Source organism: Roseobacter cerffii, from assembly GCF_054226325.1.
In genome coordinates this window covers 1,421,097-1,441,544 of the sequence record NZ_CM135757.1, presented here as the reverse complement: position 1 = coordinate 1,441,544, position 20,448 = coordinate 1,421,097, and the positions used below count along the sequence as shown (strand labels likewise).

Here is a 20,448-nt window from a genome sequence, read left to right as displayed (position 1 = left end):
TTCACGCTCGTTTTCAGCCTCGCGATCCTTCTCCACCTCTCGCTCGTTTTCACTCTCCAGCCTTTCGCGTGGCTTATTGAGCACGTCCTTTAGTCGTTCGTTCACGGACGGTTTGAGATCTGGTTGATTGGTCCCCTGGCCGAGCTCTGGATCGCTGTGCCCTTCCAGTTTATGAACCGCTGCTTGACCATCTCGACCGGTGCCCTTCTCCATGATCGCTTTGAGCCGCTCCCGTGCATAGTTGCGGCCTTCCGGCATCGGCGTGTCCTCCCGATCCTCTGACCGTCCGACGACCTTCGCCAAGCGCTCGCGCATGTCCTCCGGCCCAGACTGCGCGCCTTGCTCTTTCGAAGCCGCCGCCCGGAGCGCCGCGAGACCGGCAGACACAAGCCCCTGCCCCGCATCGCGCTCAGCCGCGTAGGTGTCCCGAGCAATGTCCAGTCGCTCGCGTAACTCGCGGAACGCACGCGGGCCTGGCGCGCGGCATGGACCACGGCACCGCGCTCGGTGACGGTGACGTACTCCCGGCCTTCTCGGGCAGCCGCAGCTTTTTCGCGCCGCTCCATGGAATTGGCCGCTGGCCCCAGCTTCAGCTCGGGGTCACGATCCAGTTCCTCGGCTGAGAGCTGATCGCCCCGCTCCAGCGCCGCCTCCCGCTGCGCTTCGAGCGACCGATGATCGACGCGCTCGACCTCCCCTACCCGCTCCAGCGCGCGGTTCTGGAGATCGGCCCAGACACCGCGCATCTGCTCGATCTCGACGCCGCCGGTCTTCGCGGAGTCGAGCACGCGGGTCTTGGCCGTGAACCCTTCCGGCTCCAGCTTCCGCGTGGAGGTCAGAACATGTGCATGGTGGTTCCGCTGATCGCCTTCCCTGTTCGGCGCGTGGATCGCCACATCGACGGCCACGCCGTAGCGGCTGACCAGCTCCTCGGCGAAGTCTCGGGTGATCTGGGAGCGGTCCTCGGCGCTGATCTCGGACGGCAGCGCCAGCTCCCATTCGCGGGCTGTGACGGAGTTGCGGCGGGTCTCGCTGGCCTCGACCTCGTTCCAGAGTTTCGAGCGGTCCAGCGCCCATTCGGGCGCGTCCTTCGGGGTCAGGATGAAGGTCTCCTCAATGCCCTGCTTGCGGGTGTAATCGTGGACGCGACCTTCACGCTGGCACTCAATGCGCTCTCCGACACGGTAAGCTGCTGCCGCCGTGGCAGAGCGCCCGGCGCTGCGTTTGATCGTCTTCACGGAGAGGTGGTAGCTGGCCATCCGACCCCCTCTCCAGAAGATTGCAATTGCGCCCGCAATGGGCAAACACGCGGCCGCTGCGCGACACCAGGCATTCCCATGCCACCCGGCCCTTGGCGCGCGACAAGAGACGGGGTGTCTGCGCAGGATGAGGGTGAAGTCTGCCTTCTACTCTTCGTGAGAGGCTCCGGCTTCAACCTCCCTGTTGGGCGTAAGTCAATGGCTTTGGAACACACCGTGCCGAAGCCATCTTTGCGGCGACCAACCGTCTTTGCCCCGACGCCCCGCGCCCCGGGTCGCTGTGCGCGTTCGCACCGCAAGTGGCGGAGGGGGAAAGACAGCCCGGCCGAAGCTGCCCGGAGGGTGGCAGACGCCCGGGCTTGATGATGCGTTCCATCAATCTCCCCAGCCGTGCCGGCGCGCACCCCGGCATAGGGGGCGGGAGATTGGCGGCACTCATCTGCGGTTTGCCAGCGGCAAACCCGGCAAGGAAGCATAGGCAAGCGACTGTCCTTTCGCGCAGCCCCCAAGCGCGACACCACCGGCACGCCAGCCCCGGCAACGGGGCACAGGGTGCCGTCAGGGTGTTGCGGCGCGGGACGCCATCCAAGCGCGCAGCTTGGCCACAGAGAGTACGAGAGACGGGGCACGTCTTTCGGTCCAGCGCATTCTGTGCTGGACTGCGATCCAACGGCTGACGTTGGCCCTGGAGAGTTTGCATAAGTGCACCCTTCACTGATCCTCAGCTCAGGGTTTGCGCTTCCGTTCGGTATTTCAAGAACAGAGGGTGCAACCTGTCCTTCTTCGCGGAGCTCTGCCGATCCGCGCAGTGTCATCCGCCATGTTCCGCCGAAAGGCAGACATGATTTGGATGACCCTTGTTATCTTACGACGATATCGGAGTCTCTCAACCATGACGTGAATGAACACGGATGGTTTGAGACATGGCCGAGACGGAGCTGGAACGTGCGGAGAAGCGATACGCCCAGGCCAAAGCCCGGCTTCAGGCCCTGCGCAATCGGGAAGCCACGAAACAGCGCAAGCTCGATACAAGGCGCAAGGTGATCCTCGGGGGCGCGCTGCTTGATTTTGCGGAACGGGATTCCGGGGCGGCCGCGATGGTGGATCGGCTTGTCCGCAACCTGTCCCGCGACCAGGATCGAATGACCTGCTCAGAGAGAGTGAGCAGTGCAAGCTCAAATTTCTTCACTGAGTTGAGAAAAAGATTCTCGCACAACTCCATCGGAGAGTCGAACACGTTATAGTTGCAAAGCCATGCGATTGAAAATATGAGCAAGCTTGGCGGTGGCACCATCCCAAGTTTTGCCGCTCGAATTCGTTCCAGAGATTTGCAAGTGATGTGTACCCTTTTTCAAAACATCAGTGCAGCCTATCGGTTTTTTTGTGACATGCCCGAAACAAAGTCTGACCGACGCTCCATCAGGACCCGCCGTTTATCCAGCAGATCAGACCTCGCGTAAGCGCTCTCAACGTCTGATCCGACTTGATGGGCCAGGCTCATTTCGGCCACTTCACGCGGCGCATTGGCCGCCTCGGATGCCCAATCCCGGAATGCTGAGCGAAAACGGTTTACCGTGACACCCTCCACCTTCATGCGGCGCAGGAGCATTAGCATCGACATATTAGGAAGTGGCTGATGGCGCTTCTGGCCTTCAAAAACGTAGTCTGACTGCATCGCCCGCAGCGGTTCGATGATCGACAGCATTTCACCCGTCAGTGGCACCCAGTGTTCCACACCCGTCTTCATACGTTCCGCCGGACAGATCCAAACGCACGCGCCCAGATCGACCTCGCACCATTGCATGCGCAGTACATTACCTGGGCGTGATCCCGTCAGGCAGGTCAACATCAACGCTTTTGCGGTGATTGCGTTGCGGGATTTCAGGTCGGCGTAAAAGGCTGGCACGTCGCGCCAATGCATTGCCTTGTGGTGCTTGATCTTCTTTCTAACCTTGGGCCATGCGCCGGCGTCTTTGATCGCTATCGCCGAGTTCTCGCCATCGCGAAACCCTTTCGAGCGCGGCACGTCCAGCACCGTCTTGATCCGTTGGGCCAAGCGCTTGGCAGTTTCGTGTTTTTTGTCCAGATCGGAGCCGGACACATCATCACTTCGGGCTGTTGGACGCTATCAATCGGCATGCGGCCAATCTTGGGAAAGCATAGTCGCGCAACGTGTTGATCCATTGCTGACCGTGTTTAGCGGTCTTCCAGGTGGGCATCCGATCAATATGCACTTGTTTTGCAAACTCTTCGAACGTCGGGTTTTTCCGTTTGGCATTGAGACGCGGGTTTAGCCCCGCCTGGGCCATATGCCGATAGTCCAGCGCCCGTTCAAGCGCTTGGTGGAGCGTGACAATATCCGCCCCGCCCAAACCAAAGTCGGTCCGCAACGGTGCGCCCTTCTTATTCCTTTGACCTTTGTCCACCACCCGCATGATCCAACACCGCGCACCTGACGGATCAACCACCAAATACAGCCCGTTGCTGTCGCCATGCCGCCCAGCGCGGAGGTTCGCCACCAGTTTCTTTGTCAGCTTGCCAGATAGAGCAATTCCATAAGTACCACATTCCATACCACTCAAGGAAGAATACAGACGTAACCGAAAGAAATTGAAGACAACGCAGTGGCCGCACTTTGTCTAATGAAATATGGATTATCTCACATCAGAGGCGAATGGTTTGAATCAAAAGGAAAGGGAGATTGGCGGAGGAGGTGGGATTCGAACCCACGGTACGCTTTCACGCACGCCGGTTTTCAAGACCGGTGCATTCGACCACTCTGCCACTCCTCCGGTTGATCCGTCCTAGTGCCCCGCAAACGATTCTGAAACCTCAAAAAATCCGCATATTTGCTGGGGAATGTCGCCGATTTGATGCGCAACACCTTCCCAGACTGGCCCGGCCAAGCTAGACTGCGCGCAAAGATCCCTCTTCAAGGGGCCATTGAGCGTGCCGGACCACCGGCCAACAGGCAAGGACGCGCAGTATGAGCGGCGACATCACACCCTATTCCAGAACCGGATTTCCGCTCGCGCTCGGCCTGGCCGCGCTGAGCCTTCTGACCGCCTGCGATGAGGCGGGCAATTTCAACCTTCGCGAGGCCTTCGCACCCAAGCCCGGGGCCGAAGCAGCGGCGGAAACGACCCCCGCCGCCACGGGTGAGGTGATCGAGCGCGATGTGGAAGCGCCCGAGGTGTTCTCGTCAAACGAAGCCGGGCTCTGGGACGGGCGGCCCTCACTGGGCGGGGTCTGGGTGGCCCACCCCGACGTCACCGAACCCGAGCGGGTGATCATCCGCAACCAGAGCAACGGCCAGTTCGTGGTCGGCGCCCTCTTCCGCCGCGAGCGCGACATTCCCGGCCCGCGCCTGCAGATGTCCTCCGATGCCGCCGAGGCGCTTGGCATCCTGGCGGGTGCCCCGACCGACCTCGAAGTGGTTGCGCTGCGCAAGGAAACCGTCGAAGTGGCCCCGCCGATATCAGAAGAAGAGGTGATCGCGGAACCGGCGGAAATCACCGAAACCTCGCTTGATCCGATCGCCGCCGCAGGCGCCGCAATTGACGCCGCCGAGCCCACGCCGGTGGAAACCGCCGCAGCGGCGACAGCCAGCACTGAAACTGCGGTGATCGAACCCGCAGCACTGCCGCAATCCAACCTGCCGCAATCCGTGGCACCCACCTCCTCGCTCAGCAAGCCCTTCATCCAGATCGGAATTTTCAGCGAAGAGGCCAATGCCGACCGCGCCGCCAAGCAGATGCGCAGCGCCGGGCTGATCCCGACCGTGAAGGAACAGGAACTGAGCGGCAAACCCTTCTGGCGGGTTGTCGTGGGCCCGGCCACCTCCGCATCCGAGCAGGCATCGCTGCTCTCCACCATCAAGGACGAAGGCTTCTCCGACGCCTACGCCGTGACCAATTGACCCCGAGAAAGGAGCGCGCACCCGTGATCCGTCTTGCCACCGCCCTTCTGGCCCTTGCCCTGTCCACCACCCAGGCCTCGGCCTTCGACACCGAGGCCAGTTCCGCCTTCGTGATCGACCAGACCACAGGCACCGTCCTGCTCAACAAAAACGCGGACGAGCCGCTGCCACCTGCGTCCATGTCCAAGCTGATGACACTCTACATGGCCTTCGAGGCAATCCGCCGCGGCAAGGCCGATGGCGGGCTCGACCTCAATGAAGAGCTGCTGGTGTCCGAGCACGCGCAATCCTTTGGCGGCTCCAGCATGTTCCTGCGCTCGGGCGAGCGTGTCACGGTCGAGGATCTCATCCGCGGCATCATCGTGCTCTCGGGCAATGATGCCTGTGTGGTGATCGCTGAAGCGCTCTCGCCCGATGGCACCGAATACGGCTTTGCCCGGCTCATGACCCAGCGCGCGCAACAGCTCGGCATGACCAACTCGACCTTCGTGAACTCCAGCGGCTGGCCGCAGCCCGGGCATCTGATGTCGATGCGTGATTTGGCTCTGCTGGCTGACCGTCTGATCACCGATTTCCCCGAATTCTACCCGCTCTTTGCAGAGACAGAGTTCGAATTCGACAACCGCGTGCCCAGCAACAAGCGCAACCGCAACCCTGTGCTGACCATGGGCATCGGTGCCGATGGGCTCAAGACCGGGCACACGCAGGAAGCGGGCTATGGCCTCACCGGCTCCGCCAAACAGGGCGACCGCCGGGTGATTTGGGTGATCACCGGGCTCGACACGGTGCAGCAGCGCGCGCAGGAGAGCCAGGCCATCGTGAACTGGGCCTTCCGGCAATTCTCCATGCGCCCGCTGGCCGAAGAGGGCGAACAATTTGCGCAGGCCAACGTCTGGATGGGCAGCGAACCCACGGTCGGCCTCGTCGCTGCGGAAGACGTCAGCATCCTGATGCCTGCGCTGGCGCCCAGTGAGATCGAAGGCGAGGTGGTCTACACCGGTCCGCTCAGCGCACCCATCGCCGCGGGCGACCAACTGGCCGAGCTGGTCTTCACCCTCGACGGGCTGCCCGAAACCCGTGTGCCGCTGGTCGCGGATCGTGACATCGCGCCGGGCGGCTTCGTGAGCCGGGTCAGCACCGCCGCCCTTGTGCTCTTCAAGATGCTCATGCAGGGACCCGAGGAGGCGACGTGACGACACCCCTGCCTGCCTCGGCACGGTTCATCACCTTCGAAGGCATCGACGGCTCGGGCAAATCCACGCAAGTGAAACGGCTGGCGGCGCATTTGACCGCACAAGGCCACGACGTGGTGCTCACGCGCGAGCCGGGTGGCTCGCCTGGCGCCGAGGAAATCCGCGCGCTGGTGCTGCAGGGCGATCCCGATCGCTGGTCCGCCGAGACCGAAATCCTGCTCTTTACCGCTGCCCGGCGCGATCATCTGGAGCGCACGATTTTACCCGCACTGCGCGCTGGCAAAATCGTGCTCTGCGACCGCTTCGCCGACAGCACCCGGATGTATCAGGGCCTCTCCCGTGGCAATCTGCGCGGCCTTGTCGACCAGCTGCACACCCTGATGATCGGGCGCGAGCCGGACCTCACAATCCTGATCGACATGGACCCCGCCGTTGGCCTGACCCGCGCGCTCTCGCGACGCACCGCGGATGAGCGCTTCGAGGCCTTCGGAGAAGATCTGCAGACGGCCATGCGCCAAGGCTTTCTCGACCTCGCCGAGGAGTTCGCCCAGCGCTTCCGCGTCATCAACGGCGCGCGCGACATGGACGCGGTGGCGGAGGATATCGCAGCTGTGGTCGACGGCGAATTGGTATGAGCGCACCCGACCAGATCGAGGGCGCCCCGCATCCGCGCGACACGCCAACGCTCTTTGGTCAGGATGCGGCAGAGCAGGCGTTTCTCGACGCCTACGCCACCGGTCGCCTGCACCACGCCTGGCTGCTGACAGGCCCGCGCGGCGTGGGCAAAGCCACGCTCGCCTGGCGCATCGCGCGCTTCCTGCTCGCCACCCCGCCGCAGGACGACGATGGCCTCTTCGGCGCGCCGCCGCCCCCGGATACGCTGCACATCGACCCCGAGCACCCGGTGGCCCGGCGCATTGCCGCCGGTGCCGAGCCCGGGCTCAAGGCGATCACCCGGACGCCCAACCCCACCACCGAGCGCATGCGCGACCAGATCGTCGTCGATGACATCCGCTCGCTCGCCGGCTTCTTCCAGCTCTCGGCGACCGACGGCGGGCGGCGCGTTGTGATCGTGGATGCGGCTGATGAGATGAACACCTCCGCCGCCAATGCGCTCCTGAAGATGCTGGAAGAGCCGCCCGAGCGTGCCACGCTGCTGCTGATCAGCCATCGCCCCTCCGGCCTGCTGCCCACGATCCGCTCGCGCTGCCGGACCCTCAGGCTCGGCACGCTAAACCCCGACGACATGGCCCGCGCCTTTGCGCAGGCGGGCATCGAGGTCGGAGCGGATGCGGGCGCGCTCGCGGCACTGTCCGGTGGCTCCATTGGCGCGGCGCTGCGCCTCTCGCTGCTCGACGGGCTCAAGACCTATGCGGATCTTGTCACGCTGATGGGCACCCTGCCCCGCTTCGACCGCCCCGCCGCCGTCAAGATGGCCGAAGCCGCCGCCGCCCGCGGCGCCGAAGCCAAGCGCGATTTGCTCTTCGAGCTGATCGACCTCGCTCTTGCCCGCCTAGCGCGCACCGGCGCCACCGGCCAGCCCCCCAGCCCCGAAGCCGCGCCGCGCGAGGCTGAGACTTTTGCGCGCCTTGCCCCCGACGCACGCGCGGGCCGCGCCTGGGCGCAGATCGCGCAGGAGACCGGTGCGCGGGTGCAACATGGCATCGCGGTGAACCTTGACCCTGCCGCGCTGGTCCTAGATACCCTGATCAAAATGAGCCTCACCGCCGAGGCGTAATGCGACGCCCGCGCGAACTGATCGGACCGGCATGACCGTGACACCTCAGATCACCGACAGCCACTGTCATCTGGATTTCCCCGATTTCGAGGGCCAGTTGGATGACATCATCGCCCGCGCGAGCGAGGCCGGGGTGACGCGTATGGTCACCATTTGCACGCGGCTGGCCAACCTGGCGCAGGTGCAGGCCATTGCCGAGGCCCATGCGCCCGTTTTCTTCGCCGCTGGCACCCACCCGATGAGCGTCGCCAAGGAACCAATGATCGAGGTGGACGATCTGATCGCCATCGCCCGCCACCCCAAATGCGTTGGCATCGGCGAAACCGGGCTCGACTATCACTACACCGCCGAGAGCGCCGAGGCGCAGCAGACCTCGCTGCGCCTGCACATCGAGGCGGCGCGGGCCACCGGCCTGCCTCTGATCATCCACGCCCGCGATGCAGATGAAGACATGGCGCGCATCCTGACCGAGGAATACGCCAAAAGCCACTACACCTGCGTGATGCATTGCTTTTCCTCCTCGCCCGCGCTGGCGCAGGCGGCCCTCGACCTGGGGTTCTACCTGTCGATGTCCGGCATCACCGCCTTCCCCAAAAGCCAGGAACTGCGCGACATCTTCGCCGCCGCCCCCATCGACCGCATCCTCGTGGAAACCGATGCGCCCTACCTCGCGCCGCCGCCCCAACGCGGCAAACGCAATGAACCGGCTTACGTCGCCCACACCGCCCGGCGCGGGGCCGAAACCATGGGGCTGAGCTACGGCGCCTTCGCCGCCCACACCCAGGCCAACTTCGACCGACTCTTCAGCAAGGCGGCGCAATTCGAGGTGCCCGCCTGATGGCAACACTGCGGGTGACGATCCTCGGCTGCGGCTCCTCCGGCGGCGTGCCCCGCCTCGGCGGCCACTGGGGCGACTGCGACCCCAAAAACCCCCGCAACCGCCGCCAGCGCTGCTCGCTGCTGGTTGAACGGGAGAGCGCTGAGGGCACGACCACCGTGCTCATCGACACCTCACCCGACCTGCGCAACCAACTGCTCACCGCCGGTGTCGGGCGGCTCGATGCAGTGATCTACACCCATGCCCACGCCGACCATGTGCACGGCATCGACGATCTGCGCATGATTGTCTTCAACATGCGCGCGCGCCTGCCCGTCTGGGCCGATCCGCCGACCCGGGCCGCGCTGATGGAACGCTTCGCCTACGCCTTTGTGCAGCCCGAAGGCTCCACCTACCCGCCGATCCTCGACATGCACCTGATCGAGGGGGATGTGACCATCGACGGCGCGGGCGGCCCGATCACCTTCTCCCCCTTTCAAGTGGCCCATGGAGGCATGGACGCGCTTGGCTTCCGCATCGGCGATCTGGCCTACCTGCCGGATGTGGCCCAAATCCCCGAGGCCGCCTGGCCCGCGCTCGCCAACCTCGACTGCTGGATCGTTGACGCGCTGCGCCGCGACCCGCATCCCACGCACGCCCATCTCGCCCGCACGCTGGAATGGATCGCCGAGGTCCAGCCCAAGCGCGCCGTGCTCACCAACATGCACATCGACCTCGACTACGAGACCGTCAACGCCGAAACCCCCGACCATATCGAGCCCGCCTACGACGGGTTGACCCTCACCTTTCCCGCGTCCTGAGCGTCCCTGACGCCCCACGCGCCCAGCACTTGCGCGCAAAGGCCCGCCCATGCAGACCCTGCTCGACGTCATCCTGCCCGTGTTTCTGGTCATCGGCTTTGGCTATGTCGCGGTCTGGCGCAAGCTCTTCCCCGAGGCGGGCATCGACGGCGTGATGAACTTCACCCAGCATTTCGCCATCCCCTGCCTGCTCTTCCAGGCCATCGCCAAGATCGACCTCGGCACCTCCTTCGATCCCGCCCTGCTCGGCAGCTTCTATGCGGGCGCCGGCCTCTGCTTTGCCGCCGGGCTGATCGGCGCCCGGCTGTTCTTCAACCGCGATTGGGAAGACTGCGTCGCCATCGGCTTTTGCTGCCTCTTTTCCAACTCCGTGCTGCTCGGCCTGCCGATCACCGAACGCGCCTATGGGCCAGAGGCGCTCACCGGCAATTTCGCCATCGTCGCGATCCACTCGCCCTTCTGCTATGGGCTCGGCATCACTGCGATGGAAATCGTGCGCAACCGCGGCCAGTCCCCGCTGGTGATGCTGCGCGGCGTGGCACGCGCGATGTTCCGCAACGCGCTGGTGCTCGCCATCGCGCTAGGTTTCGTCGTCAACCTCTCCGGCGTCACGGTGCCTGCAGTGGTCGATGATGCGCTGACCCTCGTCGCCCGGGCCGCCCTGCCCGCCGCCCTCTTCGCGCTTGGCGGCGTGCTCTTCCAGTACCGCCCCGAAGGCGATGGCCGCACCATCGCGATGGTCTGCGCCATCGGGCTGGTGCTGCACCCCGCCCTCGTCTGGCTCTTTGGCAGCCTGCAGAGCCTGCCGACCGACGCGTTCCGCTCCGGCGTGCTCACGGCGGCCATGGCGCCCGGCGTCAACACCTATATCTTCGCCAACATGTACGGGCGCGCAAAACGGGTCGCCGCCTCCTCCGTCCTCATCGCCACCGGTGCGTCGGTGATCACGGTCTGGCTCTGGCTGATGGCGCTTGGGACGCTCTGACGCCTGACGCATGTCCCGGTCTGGCAAAGCGGACAGCCCCCTACCCATGCCGAGCGGCCACCGTCTTCAGTGCCGAGAACCCGTAAAGTGCCTCGAACCCCTTCTCGCGCCCATGCCCCGACAGCCCAGTGCCGCCAAAGGGCAGTTCGACCCCGCCGCCCGCACCATAGTTGTTCAGAAACACCTGCCCCGCCCGCAGCGCCTTCGCCAGCCGCATCTGCCGCGCCCCGTCCCGCGTCCAGACCGACGCGACCAGCCCGTAAGCCGTGCCATTGGCAATCGCCAGCGCTTCGGTCTCGTCTTCAAAGGGGATCACCACCTGCACCGGGCCAAAGACCTCGTCCTGCGCCAGCACATGGTCCGGCGCTGCCCCGGCAAAGAGCGTCGGCGTCACATAGGCCCCACCCTCTGGCAGATCACCCGGCAACATGGCCTGCCCGGCCACCTCCAGATCGCGGCCATGCGCCAGAAACCCCTCGACCCGCGCGCGCTGGCGCTCTGAAATCAGCGGCCCCACGTCGCGATCATCCAGCGCAGGCCCCACACGCAAGCCGCGATACCGCGCGGCCATGGCCGCGACCACCTGATCGTAGACGCCGCGTTGCACCAGGATGCGCGAGGCGGCGGAACAGGTCTGTCCCGCATTCTGAACGCCTGCGTTCACCAGAAATGGCAGCGCGTCGTCGAGATCCGCATCGTCGAACACCAGCTGTGGCGACTTGCCCCCCAGCTCCAGCGTCACCGGCACCACATTGGCCCCCGCCGCCTGCTGCACCAGTTTGCCAACTTCAACCGACCCGGTGAAGGACACATGGCTCACACCCGGATGCGCGGCGAGCGCCGCCCCCGCCTCCGCCCCCAGCCCCGGCACCACGTTCAGCGCGCCTGCAGGCAACCCGGCCCGCTGCGCCAGTTCGCCAAAGGCCAGCGCCGTCAGGCAGGCCTCCTCCGCCGGCTTCAGCACACAGGCGTTGCCCATCGCCAGCGCTGCGCCCACCGACCGCCCGATGATCTGCATCGGGTAGTTCCACGGCACGATATGCCCCGTGACCCCGTGCGGCTCCCGCAGGGTATAGACCGTATAGCCGTCGAGATAGGGGATCGTTTGCCCATGCACCTTGTCCGCCGCACCTGCATAGAACTCCATGTACCGCGCGAGCGCTGTCACATCCGCCCGCGCCTGGGTGAGCGGCTTGCCCACATCACGCGCTTCCAGTTCTGCCAGATGTTCCGCCTGCTCCTGCACCAACTGGCCGATGCGCGCGAGCACCCGACCTCGCTCCCCCGCCGTCGCCCGGCCCCAATCACCCGCCAGAGCCGATTGCGCCGCCGTCACGGCGGCATCAATGTCCGCCGCCTGCCCCCGCGCGATCTCGCACAGCTCCGCCCCCGTCGACGGGTCAATCAGCGGCAGCACCGCGCCGTCCGCCGGGGCCCGCCAGACCCCGCCAATGAGACACTGCGCGGGGTCGAGCCCCAATGGGTTTACGGTCATGTTGCGCCCTCCTCCTGCCCGCCGATCAGGGCACCGCCGCGCGGACCCGTCAAGCCCGATCCGTGCCGCGACAGAGCCGCGCAAGCCCGCGCGCGCTCTGGACGCTGCGCGCCGCAATGCCTAAGACAGAGAGGATGACACTCCGGTCTGCTCTCTCCCGCGCGGGTCTCGCGCTTGTGCTTCTGGCCAGCCTCGCCATGTCGGCGGCGGCCTTCACGCATCGCGTGACACAAGGCAGCCAGACACCGGATCTGCTCGCCTATCTCAGCATGGGCGGTACGCTCGCCGAGCTCTGCGGCGAGGCCGGGGTGGCGCATCACCTCACCGCGGGCTGCGACGCCTGCCGCATCAGCGCCAATGCGCTCGCCCCGGACCACACGCCAGACACCACGGCCCCGCTGCGGTACGCGCGGGTCGAACACGCGGGCGTACCAGCCCCGTTTGCAGCGCCGGAGCACACGGACGTCAGACCGCCGAGCCGCGCGCCCCCCTTTGGATGATCCCGTACTACACCCGAATTTTTCGGCGCCCAGCAGCGCTTCACCAGAGGATCACATCATGACACGTCTCACACTTGCGGCCTCCGCCGCGCTCTTTGCCCTGTCCACCGCCGCCTTCGCGCATGACTACACTGTCGGCGATCTGGTCATCGACCACCCGATGGCCTTCAACACCGCACCGACTGCAAAGTCGGGTGGCGGCTACCTCACCATCACCAACACCGGCGACACCGACGACAAGCTGATTGGCGTGCGCGCCGACTTCCCCAAGGTCGAGCTGCACACCACCGAAGAGAAAGATGGCGTCGCCCGCATGATGCATGTTGAGGCCATCGAAATCCCCGCGGGCGAGACTGTCGCGCTCGAACCAGGCGGGCTGCACGTCATGTTCATGGGCCTCGGCGGCGATGGCTTTGACGTGGGCGAGAAAATCCCCGCAACGCTGATCTTCGAGACCGCAGGCGAACTCGAGGTGCAGTTCAGCATCGAGGAACGCGGCGCCGCCGCGGAACACGACCATTCCAGTCACGGCATGTCAAACTGACCTGTGCGCGGGGCCTCAACCGGGGCCCCGCTCTTCACATCGCGGCCAGAATCGCCCATGCAGGGGCTCCAGAGACAGCGGAGGCTCACATGCGACTGAACGCCGATTTTACCCAACGCGCGCTGGTGCGGTTTTCCGAGAACGACTGGATCGCCTCGCCCATGCCCGGTGTCGACCGCAAGATGCTCGACCGGATCGGCGACGAGGTCGCCCGTGCCACGACCATTGTACGTTATGCCCCCGGCAGCGCGTTTTCCGCCCATACCCATGACGGCGGCGAGGAATACCTGGTGCTCGACGGCACCTTCTGCGACGAGCACGGCGCCTTCCCGACGGGCACCTATGTGCGCAACCCGCCAACCTCCAGCCACACGCCCTCCGCACCCGAGGGGGCCACGATCCTGGTGAAACTGCACCAGTTCGACCCGGCAGATCGCACGCAGGTCCGCGTCGATCTCGACCCGGCGCAGGACGCTCAACTGCTGCACCGCGACGACTTCGAAGAGGTCCGCGTGGCGCTGTGGGCGCCTGGAACGACCGTCGATCTCGACGCCCCGGGCGGCATGGAGCTCTTCGTGATTGAGGGCGGCTTCGAAGAAGCGGGCGAAACGCTAGGCCCCTGGGACTGGCTACGCCTGCCCACGGGCACGGCCAGCTCCGCCACCGCAGGCCCCGAGGGCGCCCGCGTCTGGATCAAATCCGGCCACCTCGCCCACGCGCCGACCTAGAAGTCAGACCGCATCTTGGCCAACCCATGGCTTTTAGAGTGCGACGGTGAAGATGTCCCGCCCGGCGGCAACGCCGGGCATCGCCCGACCTCCCCCCGGAGGGCGATTTTGCGACGCCTCAAACAGCGCACCACCACCGCATTTCGCAATCACGTAAGCAGCTGTTCGGATAGAAACGCCCTCTAGGTCGGGCGATGCCCTTGGTTCACTGAACTGAGCGACCAGCACAGACCACGCCTAAAGATCAACCTCCACCACCCCGCCCGGCTCTGCCGCGCGGCTCTGGCACAGGATGATCGCCCCCTCGCGCTGCGCCTTCGACAGGACGAAATCGCGATGCTCGACCTCACCGGAAATCAGCCCGCATTTACACACTCCGCAGAGCCCGTCGGAACACTTCACATCCACGGCGATCCCGTTGTCGCGGAGCACATCGGTCGCAGCGCGATCTGCAGGCACCTGCAGATCGCGCTGCGACCGCGCCAGCCGCAAGGTGAACGCATGGTTCTCATAGTCCGGCACCTCCGGCACCGAGAAATACTCGACATGCTGCGCCGCCTCGGGAAAGCCCTGCCGCGTGGCTGCGTCCGTCACCGCGCGCATGTAAGCGTCCGGCCCGCAAGCATAGACGTGCCAGCCGGGTGCATACCCCGCCAAAACCTCATCCAGATCGGCGCGCGTGCCTGCCGCCGAGTTATGCACCGTCGCCCGATCCGCCCAGGGCACCGCCCTCAGCAGATCGAGAAACGCCGCCTCCGCCCCGGAAGACACCGAGTAATGCAGCGCAAACTCCGCGCCTTTCGCATGACACGCATGCGCGAACGCCAGCATCGGCGTGATCCCGATCCCGCCGCCCATCAGGATATGCTTTGACGCCCCCTCCACCAGCGGGAAGTGATTGATCGGCTTCGACACAAAGACCTTCCGGCCTTCCGTGAAGATCTTGTGCATCAACTTCGAGCCGCCGCGCCCGCCCTCTTCGCGCAGCACCGCCACCTGGTACCGCGACCGGTCCCCCGGATTCCCGCAGAGCGAGAACTGACGAAAGAACTCCGGCGCCACCACCACATCGAGATGCGCCCCCGCCTCCCAGGCGGGCAGGTCACTGCCATCCAGGCTGCGCAGCTCGTAAAGGCTGATCTCCCGCGTCAGCGCCGTCACCTTGGCCACCCGCACCCGGATCACCGGCGCCTCGCCTGCGCCCAAGTAGGTGTGCGCCAGACCATCGGTCTCGCCCCGGTCCAGCCGCGCCTGGTACTCCTCCGCCGTGATCAGCGCCTGGTAGGCCTCGATCCCCTTCTCCCGATCCATCGGGAAGGGAAAGGGATAAGGCGGCGGCGCCAGGGTCGCGGGGTACACGGCCAAGGTCTGATCCGCATAGTCGAGCTTCAGATCGGTCTGCAACGCGCGCGCGTTTGCAGGCACCTCAGAAGGCTCAAAGCCCCCCTCGTCGTTCACCTTCAGATCCCACCACCAGCGCTTCTGCGGGTTGATCCCGCCATTGCCCACCAGATCATCCGCCTTCGCCAGCACCCCAGCCATCGCGGGCACATTCATCGCGATCCAGCGCAGCGGCTTTTCGTGCTCCAGCCCTTCCATGTTCCACGGGCAGGTCTTCATGCAGCGCCCACACATCGAGCCCCCCTCCTGTGTGAGCCGATAGGTGATGCACTTCTGGCTGTCGGATTTCCAGATCTCATAGCCGTTGAACATCAGCTTCGGCCCCGCCGTTATCGCCCCCGAGGGGCACTCCCGCGCACATTTGTTGCAGGCCTCGCAAAATGCCTGCATCCCGAAGTCGATGGGCTTGTCATGGGCCAGCGGCATGGTCGTGGTGATACAGCCCGACTTCAGCCGCGGCCCCAGAAAGGGGTTCACGATCACCTCGCCAATCCGGCTCACCTCACCGAGCCCGGAGAGCAACAACAGAGGCGGCTGCAACACCTCCCCGTCGAGGTTCGTATGCACCCGGGCCTCATAGCCCAGATTGCGGATCTGCTTGCCAATCACGCCCCCCAACAGCGAAAACCGCAAATACGCCCGCATCGATTGCGTGACCGCGATCCAGTCATCCCCCGAGGAGCCCTCGGTGGTGTCGAACCCCTGATCAATGATCAGGCTGATCGCGTTGTCATGGGTGGGCGTGATCGGCTCGCCCACCGCATCATGCGAATACCACGCCCACTCCGGACAGCGCGAGATGCCCACCGCATCCGCGCCCATGAAATAGGCCGCCGCTTTGATCCCTTCCGCATTGCGCGCCGCCTCGCGGGCGCTCGGGTCGATCTCTGGCGCCACGGCGCCCTGCTGCAGCAGCAACAGCGCGCCCGAGGGCCGCCGGATCGCATTGCTGATCGGCGCTTTCTGCGCAAAATACCCGCCTGTCGTCGCCCGCTGGTTGGCCTTGCCGATGTCGCCAAACTGCGCCCGCGCAAACATGTCCGTGCGCTTCGGCACCCGCGCCACCCGCGCCTCGTCGATATAGGTCGTGGGTCTGTCCACCCGCTTGAGCGTCTCGAACGGGTGCGGCCCGTCCGCATAGCGCCGCTTGGCGTAAGGATCGAGCGTCCGCGCACTCTTCGGCGCGCCCTTGCCCAGCTTCCAGGCCAGCCCGTGGATGGATTTCGGCTGCTCCGCCAGGGGCACCAGCGGCCTGTCCGGCGTCATCTCGAAATCGGTGGTCACCGCCGCCACCTGAAACCGCGACCCGACATAGGGGTTGACCAGCACGCCCTCTTCCACCGTCGCCAAACCCGCGCCAACCGCCAGCTTGTTCAGGTCCACATCCGACGATGTCGCGGTATGCGCCTTGGCGTCATGCCCCAGCACCCGCAGATACCCCGCGATGATCACCGCTGTCTCACTCGCGCGCAGCGCTGCCCGCTGTTGATGCGCCTCTGCGATCCAGTCATACCCCGGCTCTCCCGCGTCCGGCTCGCGGCTGTAGTCATAGAGGAACACCACCGTATAGCGATGCGCGGAAATCGTGCGCGGCGGCGCTGTCATGCTATCCCGCAGATCGGCCATAATGGTGTCGATGCCCGCCGCCAGCGTCTGGGTCTGGCGCGTGCGCAGCTCCTCGGCGAGCCGGTCGATGCCCGGATTGCGCAGCGGCACCTCCAGCATATTCTCCGCCGCCAGCCGCCCAATGCCGACCATTGGCGCATCCTGGAAATACCCAAAGGACTTGATATGCCGCGCCCGCTCCTCAGGATCGTCGGGGCATCGCGAGGGCGCACGGTTGATCAGCCCGTCCCGGATCGCGTCCAGCATCGCCTGGTACTCCGCCATCGCATTGACCAGCGAGGCAGGCACCTCGCCCCGATCAAAGGAGACAGGCTGCATCGGCGGTACCCGGGTCATATCCGGCATCCCCGCGTGCCGCGCCAAGCGCTCCAGCGGAAACGGCCCCAGATGGAACGGCCGGTGTCGGGTCGAAAAAAGGCGGGCGGTCAAATCCTGTCCTTTGCGCGCAGCGTCCAAGCGGCCTAGCGCGCCACGGCAGGGGATGTCAAAAACCAAACACGCACACTCGCGTGAGGGGCGAGTGACGTAATGACAAAGCTCTGGAGGGTGGGAGTGGTGCGGATGAGAAGACTCGAACTTCCACGGGTGTTACCCCACAGCGACCTCAACGCTGCGCGTCTACCATTCCGCCACATCCGCACGCTTTAGAATGTTGGAGGTCTTTAGCCTGCCCGCCCGCGGTTGTGAAGAGCCATTTTCAGCAAATCGCGCTGGTGCAGGAGGGGCACAGGGTGTATCCGCCGGCTTTCTTCAGAAGACCGTGGCCGGAGACGGCCGACATGCTCCTCGAACAAGCCGTGGCGTCGAACCTCGCCGATTGAGCCCCGCCGACTCCGCGTACGTCGGGAGACCGGTTTCGCGAAGCAACCACCCCGACCGCTTGCAGCCCTCATTCCAATCTCCTCCGTGTCGCCGCGCCCACCACGACCCGGCCTCCTACACCGCAGAAGCCGGGGCTTTCCGTGCGCCCGTCCCTGCGATAGACCACCCCCATGGTGGAGTGGATCGTAACCGACGGGCTGACCGACTACCGCGCGGCGGAGGCCTGGATGGAGGCCCGGGCGGACGCAATCGCCGCGGGCACCGCGCCTGAATGCATCTGGCTGGTTGAGCACCCGCCGCTCTACTCCGCCGGCACCAGCGCCCGCGCCGAAGACCTCACCGACCCGCGGCGTTTCCCCGTCTACCCCACGCGGCGCGGTGGGCAGTACACCTACCACGGGCCCGGCCAGCGCGTTGCCTACGTGCTGCTCGACGTGGGCCGACGCGGCCGCGACGTGCGCCGCTTCGTCCAGCAGCTTGAAGCCTGGGTGATCGCCACGCTCGACGCCTTCAACGTCACCGGCGTCGTGCGCGCAGGGCGGGTGGGCGTCTGGGTCGAACGGCCCGAAAAACCGCCACAGCCCGATGGCAGCCCCGCCGAGGACAAGATCGCCGCCATCGGCATCCGACTGCGCAAATGGATCAGCTTTCACGGCATTTCGCTGAACGTGGACCCGGATCTGAGCCATTTCGACGGCATCGTGCCCTGCGGGATCCGCGAACATGGGGTCACAAGCCTTGTCGATCTTGGCCTGCCGGTGGGTCTGCCGGATGTGGACGTGGCTCTGCGCGCGGCGTTTGAACAGGTCTTCGGCGATGCGCCGGTTGACCCGCCGCAGGCCGTCATTCCTGAGGCTTCACATGCGGGGGCGGACAGCTAGCTGGCGCACCGGCTCTGGCAAGCGTCGACGAAACCCGCGATATCCTCGCTCTGCATCGGTTTGCTGACAAAGGCATGCACATGCGGGTCTGCCTCGGCCCGCTCGTGATCGGCCCGCAAGATCGACGTTGACAGCATCACGATCACCGGATCCGCCGCCCGCATCTGCTCCGGCAGGGCCGCATAGTTCTCCAGAAATTCGAACCCGCCCATCCGGGGCATGTTGATGTCGAGCAGGATCAGCTCGGGCCAGGCCTCACCCGCCGCGGTGCGTGCATCCAGATAGTCGAGCGCGGCCACACCATCGGTGGCCACATCGATCTCGCCGATCAGCCCGCTGCGCCGGATCAGGCGCCCGTGCATCAGGTTCGTCACCTTGTCGTCATCGACAAGCAGCACCTTTTGCAACGCGGGCGCGGTCATGACGGCTCGGGCCGGTTGGGCAGGCAGATCGAGAAACAGCTGCCCCGCCCCGGTTTGCTGGTCACATCGATGGTTCCGCCCACCCGCTCCAACACCCGCCGGATCGAATAGAGCGACACCCCCGCGCCATCGGGCGTCGTATGCGCACGTTTGAAGAGGCCAAACACCTTCTCCGCGTCCCGCGGCAGGTCAAGCCCGGTGCCATTGTCGCGGATCGAGATTTCCACGTGATCGTCGAGCTGGCGCGACAACACATTGATCCGCGGCCTGCGCCCCGGCTCGTGATACTTCACCGCGTTGCCGATCATGGATTGCAGGATATGCTCCATCTCCCGCGGCACAAACCAGACGGAAGGCTGCTCAAACCCGGTCTTGATCACCGCCCGCGCGCGGCTGATCTGGAAATGCAGATTGACCAGCGCGCGCTCGGTCACCTCGGCGAGATCGACCTCCTGAAACCCCTTCAACGCGCCCGAATGCGCCTGGGCCACGCAGATCAGCGCATCGAGCTTCTCGCTCGCCTGATCGGCGACATCGCGCAGCCAGCCCAGCGTCTCTACATGCTCCGGCGGCAACAGCGGTTCCGCCTCGCTCAGCATATGCGTCAGGCTGCTCATGTTGTTGACCGGCACCTTCAGATCATGGGTCGCCACATAGGTCAGGTCTTTCATGTCGCGATTGATGTCGTTCAGCTCGGCGGTGCGCTGCGCCATGCAGGTGCCCAACTCAACGTTGAGTGCCTCCAGCTCTTCGGTCCTGGCCTTGACCCGTGCCTCAAGCTCGTCGTTGATTGCGCGCAGCTCCGCCTCGGCGGTCTTCTGACGCGTGATGTCGAGGGCGATACCAATGTGCCGCAGCACGCCACCATCCGGGGCCTTTTCAAACACCGTATCGATGCTGCAGAGCCACCGGACCGTCCCGTCGCGCCGCCGCACCCGGTATTCGTGCGAACTGTCCTCTCCCTCCGAGAGCTCGCGCAAACCGTCGAGATAGCGAAACAGCGCGGGCTGATCCTCGGGCAGCACAACTGTTTTCAGCATATCGGTGCCCATGTCCCGTACTTCGACCTCCGAATAGCCCAGAAGGTCCATCACGGACCGGTTGGCATATTCGTTCGACATGGTTTGCTGATTGAAGATATAGATGATGCCCGGAACGATATCCGCCATCTTTTCCCAGAATTCAGTGCTGCGATCGCCGGCGGGGACCGGCGCTGCTTCAGCGCATTGAGGAAGGATCGCCCGCATTATCTTATCGACTCTCACACACACTTGGCCCGTCGGGACCTTGACCACTC

The 20,448-nt window shown here is 65.2% G+C and carries 19 protein-coding genes and 2 tRNA genes; 12 read left to right on the top strand and 9 right to left on the bottom strand.

Translation table 11 applies throughout. From position 1 onward, the window contains the following. Positions 1 to 101: 101 nt before the first annotated feature. Entirely contained in the window at positions 102 to 1,259 is a 1,158-nt protein-coding gene (mobQ, locus tag ACVC7O_RS07110) for a MobQ family relaxase (protein WP_458325385.1), read from the bottom strand. Positions 1,260 to 2,182: 923 nt separating this feature from the next. Here mobQ and ACVC7O_RS07105 point away from each other — a divergent pair. Next, positions 2,183 to 2,503 (top strand): mobilization protein, encoded by a 321-nt coding sequence (locus tag ACVC7O_RS07105; protein ID WP_458325384.1) that lies wholly within the window; start codon positions 2,183 to 2,185, stop codon positions 2,501 to 2,503. A 125-nt stretch (positions 2,504 to 2,628) separates the two neighbouring features. Here the strand turns inward: ACVC7O_RS07105 and ACVC7O_RS07100 are convergent, their stop codons facing one another. From ACVC7O_RS07100 to ACVC7O_RS07090, 3 genes are all read right to left on the bottom strand, one after another. Beyond that, complete coding sequence (locus ACVC7O_RS07100; RefSeq protein WP_458325383.1) at positions 2,629 to 3,360, bottom strand: tyrosine-type recombinase/integrase; 732 nt, start codon at positions 3,358 to 3,360, stop codon at positions 2,629 to 2,631. Positions 3,361 to 3,364: 4 nt separating this feature from the next. Then, positions 3,365 to 3,832, bottom strand: coding sequence for an integrase arm-type DNA-binding domain-containing protein (locus ACVC7O_RS07095; protein ID WP_458326052.1), 468 nt, complete (start codon positions 3,830 to 3,832; stop codon positions 3,365 to 3,367). Between the two features lie 129 nt (positions 3,833 to 3,961). Continuing rightward, positions 3,962 to 4,051: transfer RNA gene (locus ACVC7O_RS07090), tRNA-Ser, on the bottom strand. Positions 4,052 to 4,245: 194 nt separating this feature from the next. Here ACVC7O_RS07090 and ACVC7O_RS07085 point away from each other — a divergent pair. Genes ACVC7O_RS07085 through ACVC7O_RS07055 form a run of 7 tightly spaced genes read left to right on the top strand, consistent with a single transcriptional unit; the run spans position 4,246 to position 10,732 of the window. Then, complete coding sequence (locus ACVC7O_RS07085) at positions 4,246 to 5,178, top strand: SPOR domain-containing protein (RefSeq protein ID WP_458325382.1); 933 nt, start codon at positions 4,246 to 4,248, stop codon at positions 5,176 to 5,178. A gap of 23 nt (positions 5,179 to 5,201) precedes the next feature. After that, entirely contained in the window at positions 5,202 to 6,371 is a 1,170-nt protein-coding gene (locus ACVC7O_RS07080; protein WP_458325381.1) for a D-alanyl-D-alanine carboxypeptidase family protein, read from the top strand. Next, on the top strand, positions 6,368 to 7,006 hold the full coding sequence (gene tmk, locus ACVC7O_RS07075) for a dTMP kinase (RefSeq protein ID WP_458325380.1): 639 nt from the start codon (positions 6,368 to 6,370) through the stop codon (positions 7,004 to 7,006). Before ACVC7O_RS07080 ends, tmk begins: the two co-directional genes overlap by 4 nt. Further along, positions 7,003 to 8,109, top strand: a complete 1,107-nt coding sequence (locus ACVC7O_RS07070; RefSeq protein WP_458325379.1) for a DNA polymerase III subunit delta' — start codon at positions 7,003 to 7,005, stop codon at positions 8,107 to 8,109. Before tmk ends, ACVC7O_RS07070 begins: the two co-directional genes overlap by 4 nt. A 31-nt stretch (positions 8,110 to 8,140) precedes the next feature. Further along, positions 8,141 to 8,947 carry a TatD family hydrolase gene (locus ACVC7O_RS07065; RefSeq protein WP_458325378.1) on the top strand — a complete coding sequence of 269 codons (807 nt, stop codon included), beginning with the start codon at positions 8,141 to 8,143 and terminating at the stop codon, positions 8,945 to 8,947. After that, entirely contained in the window at positions 8,947 to 9,747 is an 801-nt protein-coding gene (locus ACVC7O_RS07060) for an MBL fold metallo-hydrolase (RefSeq protein ID WP_458325377.1), read from the top strand. The genes ACVC7O_RS07065 and ACVC7O_RS07060 overlap by 1 nt, the downstream gene beginning before the upstream one ends. Positions 9,748 to 9,796: 49 nt before the next feature. Continuing rightward, entirely contained in the window at positions 9,797 to 10,732 is a 936-nt protein-coding gene (locus tag ACVC7O_RS07055; RefSeq protein WP_458325376.1) for an AEC family transporter, read from the top strand. Positions 10,733 to 10,772: 40 nt separating this feature from the next. Here the strand turns inward: ACVC7O_RS07055 and ACVC7O_RS07050 are convergent, their stop codons facing one another. After that, a complete protein-coding gene (locus tag ACVC7O_RS07050; RefSeq protein WP_458325375.1) occupies positions 10,773 to 12,227 on the bottom strand; it encodes an aldehyde dehydrogenase family protein in 1,455 nt (484 codons plus the stop codon). A gap of 134 nt (positions 12,228 to 12,361) precedes the next feature. Between ACVC7O_RS07050 and ACVC7O_RS07045 the strand changes: the two genes are divergently transcribed. The 3 genes from ACVC7O_RS07045 (at position 12,362) to ACVC7O_RS07035 (ending at position 13,999) form a co-directional block, all read left to right on the top strand. Then, positions 12,362 to 12,727 (top strand): hypothetical protein, encoded by a 366-nt coding sequence (locus ACVC7O_RS07045; protein ID WP_458325374.1) that lies wholly within the window; start codon positions 12,362 to 12,364, stop codon positions 12,725 to 12,727. Positions 12,728 to 12,785: 58 nt separating this feature from the next. Beyond that, complete coding sequence (locus ACVC7O_RS07040) at positions 12,786 to 13,271, top strand: copper chaperone PCu(A)C (protein ID WP_458325373.1); 486 nt, start codon at positions 12,786 to 12,788, stop codon at positions 13,269 to 13,271. 89 nt (positions 13,272 to 13,360) lie between these two features. Continuing rightward, positions 13,361 to 13,999, top strand: a complete 639-nt coding sequence (locus ACVC7O_RS07035) for a cupin domain-containing protein (RefSeq protein WP_458325372.1) — start codon at positions 13,361 to 13,363, stop codon at positions 13,997 to 13,999. 237 nt (positions 14,000 to 14,236) lie between these two features. Here ACVC7O_RS07035 and ACVC7O_RS07030 read toward each other — a convergent pair whose 3' ends face one another. Both ACVC7O_RS07030 and ACVC7O_RS07025 read right to left on the bottom strand, forming a co-directional pair. Beyond that, positions 14,237 to 17,455: a 2Fe-2S iron-sulfur cluster-binding protein gene (locus ACVC7O_RS07030; protein ID WP_458325371.1), complete on the bottom strand. Its 3,219-nt coding sequence runs from the start codon at positions 17,453 to 17,455 to the stop codon at positions 14,237 to 14,239. Between the two features lie 124 nt (positions 17,456 to 17,579). After that, positions 17,580 to 17,665, bottom strand: a tRNA-Leu gene (locus ACVC7O_RS07025). 353 nt (positions 17,666 to 18,018) lie between these two features. Between ACVC7O_RS07025 and lipB the strand changes: the two genes are divergently transcribed. Then, a complete protein-coding gene (lipB, locus tag ACVC7O_RS07020; protein ID WP_458325370.1) occupies positions 18,019 to 18,729 on the top strand; it encodes a lipoyl(octanoyl) transferase LipB in 711 nt (236 codons plus the stop codon). Here lipB and ACVC7O_RS07015 read toward each other — a convergent pair. After that, positions 18,726 to 19,151 carry a response regulator gene (locus tag ACVC7O_RS07015; RefSeq protein ID WP_458325369.1) on the bottom strand — a complete coding sequence of 142 codons (426 nt, stop codon included), beginning with the start codon at positions 19,149 to 19,151 and terminating at the stop codon, positions 18,726 to 18,728. The two genes, lipB and ACVC7O_RS07015, sit on opposite strands and share 4 nt — an antisense overlap. After that, the gene (locus ACVC7O_RS07010; protein ID WP_458325368.1) at positions 19,148 to 20,320 is read right to left on the bottom strand and encodes a sensor histidine kinase; all 1,173 of its coding nucleotides are present in this window, start codon (positions 20,318 to 20,320) and stop codon (positions 19,148 to 19,150) included. Before ACVC7O_RS07010 ends, ACVC7O_RS07015 begins: the two co-directional genes overlap by 4 nt. Positions 20,321 to 20,448: the final 128 nt, after the last annotated feature.